Raw genomic sequence first — 13,336 nt, forward strand, 5'->3', positions numbered from 1 at the left:
GGTTCCTCGCTTGCGTCGATGCTGGTCGGTGTCAGGTCAGGGAGGGGAGCAGCGCCCAGAGGTCGGAGAGCACCCCGGCGTCCGCGCCGCCGTCGGGAGCGGCCGCCTCATCGGGCGCGGCGACCGCGATGGCGTGCGCGCCCCCGGTCGTCGGGACGGCGGGCGCGAGCATCGGCGATCCGACTGCGGCGGTCACCGTGACCGAGGCTGCGAGCGTGACGCCGTCGGGGGCCACGAGCGTCACGTCGAGCTGGTCCTCGAGCGCATCGTCCCCGTCGGGCGAGTACACGAGGGCATCGGGGTCGCACGCGACGGAGCCCCGCACGGGCGGGGCGCACGTGAGGATGCGCCACCGCGACGGGTCGGTCGCGGCGACGAGGTCCGCGGGTGTGACGGTCACCGTCGCGTCGCGCGGCACCAACACGTGCAGCCCTGCGGCGGAGCCGCCCGCGCCGAGCGTGACGGTCGCCTCGGTGGGCGCCGACCAGGCTCCGGTGCCATCCGCGACGCTCAGCGCGAGCGTCGCGAGGGTCGCATCCGCGGGGGCATCGATCACCACGTGGTGGTCCGCGACCCACGCCCGCACGGCGGGGCTGCCGTCCTCGGGCGCGATCGCCTCGACGCGGACGTCGATCCTCGCGCCGCAGTAGACGCACGAGCCGACCAGGGAGGCGAGCGGGATGAGCGTGCGACCGCCTGCCACGCCTGGCACCTCGAGCGGTCCTGAGACGGGCTCCGCCGGGTCCGGCGCGCCGAGCGCCACGGAGTATGCGAGGGTGCGCGAGCCAGAGCCGGTGGACACCGTCACGGGCAGATCCCAGGGCCCTGCGGAGGGCGCGTAGCCGTTCGCGACGATCGTGATGCCGGATTCGTCGCACTCGACCGTGAGCGGGGACCCGGCGGGCGCGGCCGGGCAGTCCTCGAGCGACCATGCGCCGTTGACGGGGAGGGTCGCGGCGTCGAGGTAGGGGACGGTCACCGTGGCGGGGTCCGCGCTCGGCGTCTCCGCGTGTGCGCCTGGGACGGCGACCGTGAGGCAGACGAGGGCGCCGAGCGCGAGGGCGTACGGCACGCCGCGAGCCTCCATCAGGGGCGTCCCTCCCGTCCGTCTATGATGCGGATGTCCGTGAGACGGCCACCTCGGCCGCGAGTCTATCCCGCAGGTAATGAGGCATCGATGACCGCGTCGACCCACTCCACCGGGGGCGGCGTGTCGCCGTCGCAGCGCCGCATCGGGCATGACGACCTGGCCGGGCGGGACCTGGCCCTCGCCGATGCGCAGGCCTCCCGCGTTCGGCTCGAGTCGCCTCGCAGCGTGCTGCCCGAGGTGGTCGAGATCCAGATCGCCCCGCGTCGCTGGTACCGCCACCCCGCGTTCCTGGTCTCGCTCGGGCTCACGATGGTCGCGCTCGCGGCGATGGTCGTGCTGCTGGTCCTCGATGCCCGGGGAGGCGACGAGGTCCCCGTGGTGACAGGGCTCACCATCGAGGAGGGCGAGGGGAGCGTGACGCTTGCATGGTCCGGAGCGACAGACGGCGCCTTCCTCTACTCCATCGACCCGGGCGCCGAGGCGCCCGCTGATCTCAGCCAGCTGGTGCGCGGCGCGACGGCGTGGCTCCCGCTCAGCGCGGACCTCTACACGCCTCGGACGTGCTTCGTGGTGGTGCCGGCGACGCTCGGCGAGTCGGGCGAGGTGCTCGTGCCGACCTCCGTTCCCGCGACCGCCGTCGAGCGTGAGGCGACCGGTGCCGCGACCGTGTGCGTCTCCGACGCCGGAGCGTGAGGTGACCTGGCGCGCCCGGGCCACGGTGCTCACGGGGGTCGCACTCCTGTCGCTCGCGGGCTGCTCGGCCGCCGCATCGTCGCCGGGAGCGTCGCCGGAGGTGCCGGCGGGGCTCGACTCCCTGCCGGCGACGCCGCTTCCGGCCGACCGCAACGCGATCGAGGCCGTCGACGCCGCCGATGCGCCCGAGGCGATCCTCGCCGCGGTACGGCGGCAGACCTCGGCGACCGTGACCGGCGAGCTCGAGCGTCGCACCACCGGGGAGGACGGGGCCGTGGCGCGGTCCGCGGTCGCGCTCGCGTGGACGGGCACCGACCGCGACTACGAGGCGAGCGTGTCATGGGACGGCGCGACGGTGACGCTGTCGCGCGCGGGTGACGACCTGTGGGTCGAGGCTGATGCGCGGTACGCACGCCAGGTGGGGAGGCCCGCGCTGGTCGAAGGGCAGTGCCTGGGCCCCGGCGACGCTCTGCGCGAGCAATGGGAGTGGCTCGACGGGCCCGACGCGATCCTCGCGACCCTGCTCGGAACGGCGCAGGTCGGTGGTGTGGAGGTCGAGGACGAGGTCGCGACCTTCCTGGTGGCCGCGGGTGGACCGGTGGTCGGCACGCTCGCGGTGTCGGCCGTGGGAGATCCCGTCCCGCTGCGCCTCGAGGTCGAGGACCCGTCGGGATCGGCGGACCTCTCCTTCGGCGGCTGGTCCGCGGGTGTGCCTGGGGCACGCGGCTGCCCTGCGGATGGCTCAGCGTCGTAGCAGGCAAGGTCTACACTCGGCGACCAACGGCAGGGATCCTGGGGGACGGAGACGACGTGGCGGCTGGATGCGCGTACTGCGGAAGCGACCTGCGTCCCCACAGCATGTTCTGCCTCGATTGCGGCCAGTTGGTGTCCCGCCGTCCGCAGCCCTCGCGCACCGGATCGCGCGGCCGTAGCGAGAGCACGCAGCCGGGTGGGCCCTCGCCGCATGCGCCCGTGGCGCCGCCGGTCGTGCCGCCCGCCGCCCCTGTCGTTCAGGCCGCGGCACCCGTGGCCGTGGAGGCCACGTACACGTGGTTCCTCGCATCGGACGACGGCACGCATCGCATCGACCGTGACCACTTCGTCGGGCGGCGGCCCGGTGCGGATGCCGGCGCGGTGGCGCTCGTGCTCGAGGACCGCGCGCGCACGCTGTCACGCACCCATGCGGTGCTCCGACCCGTGCGCGAGGGCCTGGTGCTCGAGGACCTGGGGTCCGCCAACGGCACCCGCATCGAGCGTTCTGGAACCGTGTTCGCCTGCCCCGAGGGCACGCCCGTGCCGGTGGGGCACGGCGACGTGCTCTGGTTCGGCGAGGTGCGCGCCCAAGTCTACGCCGCCCACGAGTGAAGCCTGAGGAGGACGCGTGAGGGAGTACTGCGCCGAGGTCAAGGGACCCACCGTCGAGCTGCTCGGCGCCCTGTTCGACCTCCAGACGGACGCATCGCAGGGGCAGCGGGTGGTCGAGCTCGTGGACACGCTGCTGCGCGCCGAGGCGATCCGGCCGAGCGCCGAGGGTGCCGCGCAGCTCGCGTGGGACCGCCACGCGCGTGCCACTCTCGGTGAGATCCGTGACGCCGCACAGGCGGGCGACGGTGTCCGTGCGTGGGTTGCGTTCTCCGCCCAGGGGAGCGGTCTGCACCTGCTGGGCAAGGCCTGCCAGGGACAGCCTGGGTGGTGAGCCGGGAGCACGGCGTCGCCCCGACAGCGACGCGGTTCGAGAACAGACCGCTCGCCGGGATCGCGACGATCACCAAGGCTTGAGCGGTGCGCGCCATCATCGGCGCGGCCGTCGTCGTCATCCCGTCGTCCTTCGTCCGCTCGGTGGCGCGCCTGCGCGCCGCCGCGATCGCCTCGATCCCGCTCTCCGGGGTCTCGGCTACGGCCACTCGATGCGACCTGCGTGGTGGCACGCGTGCCGACGTCGAGATGCTCATGCGCGGCCGGGGGTTGCCGGAGGTGATCCTGGGCATCGAGTCCGCTCCGTCCCGATTGGGAATTTAGCGGTTTATCAGGAGTGTCGCTCGTCACGTCGGGTTGGACGGAGGCCGCCGGGTCCGCTAACTTTGCGGCGCGCAACAGTGCGCACATCACCGTTGGGGGAATCGTCATGGCAGATATCAAGGTCACCTCGGAGTCGCTGTCGAGCGTCGCGAACCAGCTGTCGGGCGGTGCGACGCAGATCGAGTCGCACCTGGCGCAGCTCAAGTCGATGGTGAGCGGCCTTGTCGCGGGTGACTGGAGCGGTGCCGCTTCGCAGAGCTTCATGGACCTGTACGAGCAGTGGGACACCGCGGGCATCCAGCTCAAGGAGTCGCTCTCGGGGATTGCGGACCAGCTGGCGAAGACGGCGCTCGCGTACGAGGAGTCCGAGGGCAACATCGCGAACTCGTTCCGCGGCTGATCGGCTTCGGGGACTGATGTCCCCGAGGGCCATGGTGCTGAGGAGCGCGCATGTCTCAATTCACCGTCTCGACGGATCAGGTCGCGACGACCTCGGACCTTCTTCAGGGCCTGTTGAGCGAGCTTCGTGTGCGGATCGATGTTGCCAACGCGTCGGTCGCCGGCGTGGTCGGCGCGTCCTGGACGGGTGCGGCGGCCGATGACTTTGCGGCGGAGTGGCAGGCGCTGCTTGCAGACACCGCTGTCGGTCAGGCCGTTCTGACCGTCCTGATCGCCCGCCTGCGTGCCGCCGAGGACACGTACGAACAGGTGGAGCTGGTGCGGACCGCGATCGCGGACGCGGCGGCCGAGACGATGGTCGTGCCGGCCTCTCCGGTGCATGAGCGCGACGCGCGGGGATCGTCCGCGAAGGGCGGCGCAACGTGAGCAGGCACACCGTCGACACCCAGGACCTTCGCGCGCTCTCGCAAACGCTCCACGAGCTGGCGGACCACCTCGCGATGGTGGAAGGCGCCACGAAGCGCCACTCCCATGCCCTCCTGGCGACGTGGTCTGGAGAGGCGTCCCGCGAGTTCATCGAGGTCCTGGACGAGTGGGCGAGCTATGTGGGTGCGCTTCAGGCGTGGACCACAGCCCTGACGGAGCGCGTGAGCAAGTCCGCAACCAACTACGAGTGGGCGATCGCACAGGCCGAGGAGGTGACGGGCTGAGGTCCGGGCGCCATGACGTATATCGATCTTGAGCCGCTTGACTACGCTGACGCCGCGGACATCGCCCTTGCGAGGGAGAAGTCGCTCCACGCCGCGATCGCCATGGCGTCCGCCGGCTTGGCGGGCGGATACGAGATGGCGGGCACGGACAGCGGTGGGGACCGCTTCTCGGAGTCCTATGACCGGGTCGCGCGGGCGGTGTTTCAGGAAGTCCTCGATGTCGCAGACGGAGTGCGCACGGCGGCGCGCGTATGCGTGCGCATCGGTGCGCTGCACGCGTCCGCGGAGCGCGCGAACCAGGGCCTCGCCGGTCCGGGACCAGGGTTCGATGATCCCGGTGCGCCGATGCCGGCATGCCCGGTCATGCCGCCCTCGTCTGCAGGGGGCACCTCCATCTCGGTGCCCGAGCTTCAATCCGTGGTCGACTTCGTGGGCTCGGTGACGTGGCCGGACGCTGACATCGACCGGCTTCGCGCGGCATCGGTCGCGTGGAACGGCCTCGCCGGTGCCATGCGGAACGAGGCGAAGGCGCTCGGTGCTGTCGCCGATCGGTTGTCCGGGATCGTCTCCCCCGAGCGCGCAGCGCTCGTCGATGCGCTTCGGGCCCTCGAGTCGCACGTCGACGATCTCGCAGACCGCACGGGCGCCGGCGACGACGGCCTCGGAGGGATCTGCTGGGCCTACGCGCAGGAGGTCGAAGAGACCCGTCGGGCGACCGAGGACGAGCTGAAGAGCCTCCTGGCCGAACTCGTCGTGACCGGAGTCGTCAGCGTCGCGTTGGGCGTTATCACGTTCGGCGGGTCTGCCGCGGTGGGTGCTGCCGCCGCCGAGGCACGGGCCGCGGTGTGCGTTTACAGGATCGGGCAGCGCGCGCTGAAGCTGAAGACGTGGGCGTTGAAGTCCGTCGCGTCTCTGGACAAGCAGCTCGTGAAGGCGCAGTCGATTCCAGCTTGGCGACGAGTCCTGGGCAACGAGAAGAACATCCGTTCCAAGGTCGCCTTCGCGGCGATCAAGGGCGCGACGGGAAGCGCGGTCGCGGCGCCCTCGACGAGCGACGACCCCAACATCCCGCTCTCCGCCCTCTACGGCGGCGCCGGTGCTGCTTTCGGCGCGGGCCTGACGTCGTTGGAGCTCTTCGACCGGCTGCCGGGTGACATCTTCGCGGCGCAGATCAGTGCAATGACCATCTACAGCGCGGACGCCGCATTCACGGACCACGAGTTCAGCGCCAAGGACTTGGCCACGACCACGGTCACCTCTGCGCTCAGCGCGGGTGTCACGGCTGGGGCTGGCCGCTCTCGAAACAAGAACGGCAAGCCCGACGTGCCGAGCGAGTCCGACCTGGGGACGGCTGGCGGCGCCGTCGGCCGCGCCTCGGCGATCACGGCGGCGCGGGCGACGGCTGATGCCGGTGGACCCATGGCCGGTGCCGGATCGAGCACACCGCGAGTCGACGTCGATGGCGTCGCGAGGGCAGGGGCCGACGCCGCGGCAGCGACGATCGAACCGCTCGCGCACCGCGCGGATGTCGAGGCGCCGCGCGTGAGCGGCGATATCGCCACCGCGATGCCCGAGGCGAGCGGCTCGGTCGCCGTGCCGCAGGGAGAGGCGCCTCTGGTGAAGGAGGCGGCACCTGCGCAGGCAGGTCCGACGGCGGGCTCGGGCCTGCCGTCCGGCATCGATGCGATCGCCCCGCCCGACCCCGCCGACATCGAGGTGGCGTTGCCTGCCGTGGGCGGAGCTTTGCCTGCTCTCTAGGCCGGCCTGGCGGAGGCGCGCGTCGGAAGGCCGCGGCAAGTCCGCTATCGTCCGAGGCGGGCGCCGCCGAGGGGCCCGGCCGTTGGACGGCCCGCAAGAGAGGTGGCGATGGAAGCGCGAAGCCCGCGAGATCACCACTCGCGACGGAACCGTGGCACGCACCTGCGAAGGGCAGCCTGGTTGGTGACGTCGTGAGGACGAGCCTCGCGTGGCTGGGTGCCTCGCTCGCGTCCGCCGCGTTGCTCTTGTGGCTCGTCGCGCGCGACGACCCGGACGACCGCTCGCGTCCGCTGAGCTATGCGTTCCTGCTCGCCGCCGTGGGCGCGGCGCTCGCGCTCGCACGGGTGATCGCGACGGCCGTGCGGGCTGCGAGCGGGGACCGCGGATCCGTCGCGCCGTACGGGGTGGTGCGACCGCTGCCCGAGGACAACCACACGAGAGGTACGAGCGATGGCTGAAGCCGGCACGCTGGAGACGCTGTACGAGAACAAGCCCCTCGCGGGGATCGCGACCATGCTGAAGTCGGGAGCGGTGCTGCTCATCGCGGGTGCCGCGGCGGCCGTCATCCTCATGGCGACCGACGTCAACCTCGTGGTGCGGCTGATCGTCTGCGGGCTCGCGCTGATCCCGTTCGTCAAGGCGCTCGGCGGCCTGGCCGGCGGCATCGGTCAGTTCACGGCCGAGGGGAAGGTCGCCATCGGCGTGTCCGAGGCGGGTCTGCGCGTCCCCGGCTCCGGCCTCATCCCTTGGGGCGAGGTGGAGAAGGTGACGTTCCGGTGCATGAACACGGCGCCTGCTCAGTCCGCCGCGCTCGAGCGGGCGATCAAGATCACCGAGAACTGCATCGTGGTGACTCGGACGGGGGAGTGGTCGCAGGAGCGCCCCTTCTTCGTCAAGGCGTCTGCGACCGCGTTCCAGTGCGACTTGCGGGGTGGCGAACAGGAGTACGTGGCGATCGCGCGCCACGTGAAGGAGGCCGCGCAGCGTCATGGCAGGCCGGTCGAGCTGCTCAACCCCGGACGCCCGTGGATGGCCGATGCCCTGGGCTTCGCACCGAGTGCGCAGTAGCGGGCCGATGCGCGAATTGTGAGGTAGATCACCAGTTTCGGTGGTTGGCTGGGGAGGCCGCGGTCCGCTAGGTTGGCCGCACGCATCAATACGCGGTCATCACCGGGGGAATGTTCATGGCTGACATCAAGGTCACGTCGGAGTCGCTGTCGAGCGTCGCGAACCAGCTGTCGTCGGGAGCGACGCAGATCGAGTCGCACCTCGCAAACCTCAAGTCGATGGTGAGCGGGCTCGTTGCTGGCGACTGGGGCGGTGCGGCCTCGCAGAGCTTCATGGACCTCTACGAGCAGTGGGACACGGCCGGTCTGCAGCTGAAGGAGTCCCTGGTGGGCATCGCCGACCAACTCGCAAAGACTGCGCTCGCGTACGAGGAGTCCGAGGGCAACATCGCGAACTCGTTCCGCGGCTAGATCGGCGTCGGGGGGCGACTGCTCCCGGAGCCATGGTGCTGAGGAGCGCGCATGTCTCGATTCTCCGTCTCGACAGGCCAGGTCGCGACGACGGCGGACCTGCTGCAGGGCCTGCTGCATGATCTCGGCGCACGTCTCGATGTCGCCAACGCGTCGGTGTCCGGCGTGGTGGGAGCCTCGTGGACCGGTGACGCCGCCGACGAGTTCGCGTCCGCGTGGCAGGGACTGCTCACGGATGCCGCGGCGGTCCAGGTGGCGCTGACGTCGCTGGTGGCACGCATGCGTGCCGCAGAAGGCGGGTACGAGCAGGTCGAGGTCGCGCGCACCGCCGTCGCCCAGACCGCCGCGAGCGCGATAGGGACCTCGACGGGTCAGCCCGGCGCGAGCCCGGACGGCGAGCCGGACGGCAGGCGGGAAGCCTCATGACCCGCCACACGGTCGACACCGCAGACCTTCACACGCTCAAGCGGACCCTCGACGACCTCACCGACTTCCTTACGGCCTTCGAGCGCTCCGCGACCAACCATGGCAGCGCCCTCCTCGCCTCTTGGTCCGGCCAGGCCTCGCGCGAGTTCATCGACGAGGTCGGCGTGTGGGCGGTGGGTGCACTCGCGCTTCGTGACCGCACCGACGCGCTCGCCGCATGGGTCCACGCGGCGCGCCAGGCCTACGAAGCAGCCATCGATCAGGCGAAGGAGGTGGCGGGCTGACGCCCCACCGCCATGACACGCCTCGATCTCGATCCGCGCGACTACGTCGCCGCGTCCGACGCCGCGCTGAGGCGTGAGGCGTCGCTCCGCCGAGTCATCGCGTCGGCATCCTCCGGGCTTGCGGGTGGGTACAACATGGCCGGGTCGGATGACGGCGGCGAGCGCTTCGCACAGGCATACGACTCTGCGGCCGCCTCGGTCTTCACGGTGCTGTTCGACGTGGCAGATGCGAAGCGTGCCGTGGCCAGGAGACTCGTGGAGATCGGTGGGCTACACGCGGCAGCCGACCGTGCTGCGTACGGGAAGGACGAGACCGGGCCCGGCTTCGAGGACCCCGGAGCCCCGCCGGCCCTTTGCCCCCCGATGCCTCCTACGTCCTCGGGGGGCAACCCGATGCCGGTGCCCGGCCTCGAGCTGGTCATCGACTTCCTTGGGTCGCTGTTCTGGCCCGACGCCGACGTGGACCGTCTGCGCACCGCCGCCTCCGCGTGGGGCACCCTCGCGGACGACCTCCGCGTGGAGGCACGCGAGATCGGTGCGGTCGCGAGCCTGCTAGCGGGCGTGGTTGCGCCCGACCGGGCCCTCTTGGTCGACTCGCTCCAGGACCTGGAGGACAGCCTCAGGTCGCTCGCCGATCATGCAGGCGGCAGCGACAGCAGCCTCGCCTCGATTTGCTCGGAGTACGCCCAACAGGTCGAGGACACGCGGCAGCAGAGTCTGGACCTCCTTCAGGATCTCGCGGTCGAGCTCGCGGTGACCGCGGGCGTGAGCGTTGCGCTCAGCTTCGTGACATTCGGCGCGGCCGGCGCTGCGGGCGCTGCTATCGGAGCGGGAAGGGTCGCGTGGTACGGCACCCGGATCGCGTCGATCATCATGAAGCTCAAGACGGTCGCGCGCCTGTTCGCGACGCGGCTCGACGAGGTCCTCGCGGGTATCCGCGCCGTGCAGGCGTGGCGCCGCACGTTCACCACTGGCACACGGGCGAGCAAGGTCGGCCTCGAGGCGATCAAGGGCGCCACGGGTGCGTTCGCAGCCGCTCCGCTCACCAAGGACGACACCAACATCTTCATCGCGGGTCTCACCGGCGGCGTCGGCGGAGCGATCGGCGGCGGGATGACGTCGCTCAGGTGGCTCGACAACCTGCCCGGCGAGGTCCTTGCGGCTCAGGTGAGCGGCTTCGCCGAGTACGGCATCCAGCTGGGCATCACCGACGACCAGTTCAGCCTGTCGGACCTCTTCATCGGCACAGTGGCCGGGACCATCGGCGCCGGGGTCAGCGGGACCGCCGCAGCGCGCTTCCGTGCGCACCGCGCCGTCGACGGGGGCACTGCTCACACGGAGCTCGGGCAGGTCGACACCACCGCGCTCCGACCCGAGTCGATGGACCTGCCGGCGCGGAGCGCGGATGTCCCCGTGACTTCCTCGGCGGGCGCTGGCACGGGCGCGCCGTCGATCGACGCGGATGCGCCCGTGCGGGGCGGCACCGATGCGGTGGCCGCGACCGCGGATCCGGTCGCTCCGAAGCCGGACGCGGACGCTCCGCAGAACCGCGGAGAGGTGCCCGGAGGCGTGTCGGAGCCCGGCGGCGCGCCATCCGCGCCGCAGGGTGATGCCCCGCAGGTATCCGGCGGTGACGGTCCCGCGCACCCCGGGGAACCGTCGGGCGTCGCCGAGCTGACGAGGCCTGAGACGGGAGCCGTGCCTGACGGCGCGGAAGCAGCGCAGGCCTCGGCCACGGCAATCCACGAGATCGCGCCGCCATCGCAGGCAGACATTGATGCGATAGGCCTCCCGCACATCGAGGCTGGGATGGACACGCACCCGACCGAGCCCGCGGGCCTGGACGGCGCCGTGGACACGGTGGAGCCGGAGGCCGGCGACGCGCACGATGCCGCGGGCGACGGCCACGAGGGTGGCGCGGACGACGCTGCGGACGCCACGGACGCCACGGACGCCACGGACGCCACGGATGCCGACGGGGCCGCAGCGCAGCACGGCGTGCTCGAGGCCGCACCGGCCGAGGCGGGGCACCCCGGCGACCCCGTCGTCCCGGCGCAGGTCGCCGCGGCGGTCGATGCGGTCGGCGCCGTGCCGGGCCCCTCGACGCTGCCGGACATCCCGACGCTGACGCCCGAGGACGTCTCGCACGCGACCGGCGGGCATGTCGACCTCGATACCCTGGTGAGCGGCCCTGGCAGCCGAGCGCTGCCGACGCTCATCGAGATGGAGACGACCGTGGATCCCGCGACGCTGTTCGGCACCGGCCCGGACGGCGCACTGCTCGACTACGGAGGTTTCGTCGACGAGCACATGGTGCAGGGTCCCGACGGCTCGCCCGACTACGCGTGGCCCGACAACCACGGGGCCGTGCCCGGCACCACGCGCGCGGCCACGGCATCGAGCTACGAGGCGGTGTTCGGCGGCGACGTCTTCACGCGGGCCGGCTACCCCGGCGGCGGGTACGCGGCCCCCATCGACCACGGGACGTACTACGGCATGGATCAGGTGAGCCTGCCGCCCAAGTCCCTGTTCGAGGATGTCCATCACTACCGCTTCGCGTCCGACGCGGACGCCCGGATGTCGGACCTCGGCATCACGATGGTGGTGGAGCAGGCCGCGCCCGCCCTGGGTCGCGGCGGAGGAGGGATGCAGATGCGCTGGCTCGATGAGCTCGGTGAGCCGGTGTCCCTCCAGGACCTGATCGACATGAAGGTGGTTGCCGAGGTGTTCCTGCCGTGAGCGGTATCGCGATCGCGCCGGAGATGATGGCGCTGCTGGAGGACGCGGGCCTCGCGTGGGAGCGTGCCCAGGACGGCTCGCGCCTCGACGTGGGTCCGGACCTGTGGGACGGGTTCGACCGCTGGCAGGCGAACCCCGACGGCAGCGTCGACCTCTTCGCGAAGCAGGAGCGCGGTCCGGGCTTCGACCATCGCGCCTGGTTCGCATCGTGGACCTATGCCGAGCGCTGGATGGCGCGGGCGCTGGGGGCCGCCGCGCGCGGCGCGATGCCGGTGGTCGGCATCTCGCCGTTCCGCGAGGACATCGACCCGCGGTGCGCGCTCGTCGAGGTGACGGTCGTGAACCGGCGTCGCATCGGCGTGCGCGTCGGCGAGGAGTACATCGCGGCGCTGGTGCCGCACCTTGCGGCCGAGGCCACGCATGTCCTGCTCGAGCAGACGGAGGCCATCATCCGCTCGTTCCGTGATCCCGAGGGCCGGCCGCTCTACGGCGTCGCCGACATCGTCCCGCCGTCGCTGCGCGCATGACCACGGCGGATGCACCGACGGACGCACGTCGGCAGGAGTGGGCGCGGCGGCTCGCCGTGTCGACGCTGCCCGCGCGGCTCGAGCAGGCGATGCGGCCCTTCCTCGCGGACGGTGCCACCGCGGTGGCGGTCTCTGGCGCGCTCGCGCTGCGCCGGGTCCAACTCGTCGTCGAGGTTCACCACCCCGCGGGAGAGATCGCGGGTCCGTGGGGACCGATGACGCGGCTCCCGGCGTCCCAGGAGATCGAGGAGCTGGTGGCCGGACTGCGGCGTTCCTCGTGCTCGCGGCAGATGGGGACGTGGCTACGGCTCCATGCCTGGCTGGTCCCAGGCGGCACCGTGGAGATCCACGTCGACGATTCGAGCGAGCCGAGCGAGCTCGACCCGCCGCTGAGCGATCTTGAGTGGCAGATGGAGTGGTTCCTCAACCGCCGCGAGGCCGATCACATCCCGCCGTGGTGGCGCGCCAAGCTCGGGTCCGAGGCCCTGGCGGGATGACCTCGACGCCCGCTTCGCGCCCCTCGATGCTCGAGGTGCGCTACGCGCCGGGCCGGTCCGGCCGGCTCGCCGCGGGATGCTGGACGACGGCGCTCCTGCTCGCCGCCTTCGCGGCCTTCCTGGCCTACGCCTCGGTCGTGGGCGAGGCCTGGTGGGGGCTCGCCGTCGCGGCCATCTTCGTCGGGGCGGCGGCCTTCTACGTGCGCCGCGCGTTCGCGGTGCCGCGCGAGCTCGACCCGTCCCGCGTGGCGCTCGGCGTCTCGCCGGACGGTCTGGTGGTCGGCGGATCGGCGCTGCTGCCGTGGCACCGCATCGACCTGGTGCTGATCGACGGGCGCGTAGGCGGCCACGGCGCGCTCAACTCGCTCCTGCTGCAGAACGCGCTGCTGGGCGTGAACCACATCCGGGTCCAGCTCGGGGTGGACGGTCTCCAGTCGGCCGAGGCGTTCAAGGGCGCGTACGACATTGCGCTGCCGCACGGAAGGGATGACTTCATCGCGATCGCCCGGGCGCTGCGCGAGGCCGCCGCGCACCACCCGCACGTGCGCCTCCGCATCTCGCAGCGCTTCCAGGGGGCGATGGAGCGCGCGATCGGCCCCGTGCAGGCTTACTCGGGAGCCGAGGAGATGGCGCTCGGCGCTCAGCGCGGTCTCGCAGCGGCGGAGGCGGACCGCGCGCAGCGCCACGGCGCCTGAGCGGGGACCGGCTCGTGGCGC

Annotated in this window: 19 protein-coding genes; 18 read left to right on the top strand and 1 reads right to left on the bottom strand. The window is 71.9% G+C overall.

Annotated features, from left to right (window positions below; genetic code table 11):
* Positions 1 to 31: 31 nt before the first annotated feature.
* Positions 32 to 1,087, bottom strand: a complete 1,056-nt coding sequence (locus AOM06_RS03840; protein ID WP_062303047.1) for a hypothetical protein — start codon at positions 1,085 to 1,087, stop codon at positions 32 to 34.
* 90 nt (positions 1,088 to 1,177) lie between these two features.
* Here AOM06_RS03840 and AOM06_RS03845 point away from each other — a divergent pair, with 90 nt between their 5' ends.
* The 18 genes from AOM06_RS03845 (at position 1,178) to AOM06_RS03930 (ending at position 13,315) form a co-directional block, all read left to right on the top strand.
* Positions 1,178 to 1,783, top strand: a complete 606-nt coding sequence (locus tag AOM06_RS03845; RefSeq protein ID WP_062303050.1) for a hypothetical protein — start codon at positions 1,178 to 1,180, stop codon at positions 1,781 to 1,783.
* Between the two features lies 1 nt (position 1,784).
* On the top strand, positions 1,785 to 2,537 hold the full coding sequence (locus AOM06_RS14915) for a hypothetical protein (protein ID WP_062303053.1): 753 nt from the start codon (positions 1,785 to 1,787) through the stop codon (positions 2,535 to 2,537).
* Between the two features lie 218 nt (positions 2,538 to 2,755).
* Positions 2,756 to 3,148 carry an FHA domain-containing protein gene (locus tag AOM06_RS14920; RefSeq protein WP_062303056.1) on the top strand — a complete coding sequence of 131 codons (393 nt, stop codon included), beginning with the start codon at positions 2,756 to 2,758 and terminating at the stop codon, positions 3,146 to 3,148.
* A gap of 16 nt (positions 3,149 to 3,164) precedes the next feature.
* Positions 3,165 to 3,479, top strand: a complete 315-nt coding sequence (locus AOM06_RS03860; RefSeq protein ID WP_062303059.1) for a hypothetical protein — start codon at positions 3,165 to 3,167, stop codon at positions 3,477 to 3,479.
* An 86-nt stretch (positions 3,480 to 3,565) separates the two neighbouring features.
* Positions 3,566 to 3,802, top strand: a complete 237-nt coding sequence (locus tag AOM06_RS03865) for a hypothetical protein (RefSeq protein ID WP_062303062.1) — start codon at positions 3,566 to 3,568, stop codon at positions 3,800 to 3,802.
* A gap of 106 nt (positions 3,803 to 3,908) precedes the next feature.
* Positions 3,909 to 4,202 carry a WXG100 family type VII secretion target gene (locus tag AOM06_RS03870; RefSeq protein WP_062303065.1) on the top strand — a complete coding sequence of 98 codons (294 nt, stop codon included), beginning with the start codon at positions 3,909 to 3,911 and terminating at the stop codon, positions 4,200 to 4,202.
* A gap of 50 nt (positions 4,203 to 4,252) precedes the next feature.
* Positions 4,253 to 4,627 carry a WXG100 family type VII secretion target gene (locus tag AOM06_RS03875; RefSeq protein WP_062303068.1) on the top strand — a complete coding sequence of 125 codons (375 nt, stop codon included), beginning with the start codon at positions 4,253 to 4,255 and terminating at the stop codon, positions 4,625 to 4,627.
* Positions 4,624 to 4,911, top strand: a complete 288-nt coding sequence (locus tag AOM06_RS03880) for a WXG100 family type VII secretion target (protein WP_062303071.1) — start codon at positions 4,624 to 4,626, stop codon at positions 4,909 to 4,911. The genes AOM06_RS03875 and AOM06_RS03880 overlap by 4 nt, the downstream gene beginning before the upstream one ends.
* Before the next feature lie 12 nt (positions 4,912 to 4,923).
* Complete coding sequence (locus AOM06_RS03885; RefSeq protein WP_062303073.1) at positions 4,924 to 6,669, top strand: WXG100-like domain-containing protein; 1,746 nt, start codon at positions 4,924 to 4,926, stop codon at positions 6,667 to 6,669.
* Between the two features lie 191 nt (positions 6,670 to 6,860).
* Positions 6,861 to 7,127, top strand: coding sequence for a hypothetical protein (locus AOM06_RS03890; protein WP_062303077.1), 267 nt, complete (start codon positions 6,861 to 6,863; stop codon positions 7,125 to 7,127).
* Positions 7,120 to 7,737, top strand: coding sequence for a hypothetical protein (locus tag AOM06_RS03895; protein WP_062303080.1), 618 nt, complete (start codon positions 7,120 to 7,122; stop codon positions 7,735 to 7,737). The genes AOM06_RS03890 and AOM06_RS03895 overlap by 8 nt, the downstream gene beginning before the upstream one ends.
* 116 nt (positions 7,738 to 7,853) lie before the next feature.
* Positions 7,854 to 8,147 carry a WXG100 family type VII secretion target gene (locus AOM06_RS03900; RefSeq protein ID WP_062303083.1) on the top strand — a complete coding sequence of 98 codons (294 nt, stop codon included), beginning with the start codon at positions 7,854 to 7,856 and terminating at the stop codon, positions 8,145 to 8,147.
* A gap of 51 nt (positions 8,148 to 8,198) precedes the next feature.
* A complete protein-coding gene (locus AOM06_RS03905) occupies positions 8,199 to 8,573 on the top strand; it encodes a WXG100 family type VII secretion target (protein WP_062303086.1) in 375 nt (124 codons plus the stop codon).
* Positions 8,570 to 8,857 carry a hypothetical protein gene (locus tag AOM06_RS03910; protein ID WP_062303089.1) on the top strand — a complete coding sequence of 96 codons (288 nt, stop codon included), beginning with the start codon at positions 8,570 to 8,572 and terminating at the stop codon, positions 8,855 to 8,857. The genes AOM06_RS03905 and AOM06_RS03910 overlap by 4 nt, the downstream gene beginning before the upstream one ends.
* A gap of 12 nt (positions 8,858 to 8,869) precedes the next feature.
* Entirely contained in the window at positions 8,870 to 11,596 is a 2,727-nt protein-coding gene (locus AOM06_RS03915) for a WXG100-like domain-containing protein (protein ID WP_062303093.1), read from the top strand.
* Positions 11,593 to 12,123 (top strand): hypothetical protein, encoded by a 531-nt coding sequence (locus tag AOM06_RS03920; protein ID WP_062303096.1) that lies wholly within the window; start codon positions 11,593 to 11,595, stop codon positions 12,121 to 12,123. Before AOM06_RS03915 ends, AOM06_RS03920 begins: the two co-directional genes overlap by 4 nt.
* On the top strand, positions 12,120 to 12,620 hold the full coding sequence (locus AOM06_RS03925; RefSeq protein ID WP_062303099.1) for a hypothetical protein: 501 nt from the start codon (positions 12,120 to 12,122) through the stop codon (positions 12,618 to 12,620). The genes AOM06_RS03920 and AOM06_RS03925 overlap by 4 nt, the downstream gene beginning before the upstream one ends.
* Entirely contained in the window at positions 12,617 to 13,315 is a 699-nt protein-coding gene (locus tag AOM06_RS03930; RefSeq protein ID WP_062303102.1) for a hypothetical protein, read from the top strand. Before AOM06_RS03925 ends, AOM06_RS03930 begins: the two co-directional genes overlap by 4 nt.
* The last annotated feature ends 21 nt before the right edge of the window (positions 13,316 to 13,336 follow it).

The organism is Demequina subtropica (assembly GCF_000971235.1).
Taxonomy (GTDB): Bacteria; Actinomycetota; Actinomycetes; order Actinomycetales; family Demequinaceae; genus Demequina; species Demequina subtropica.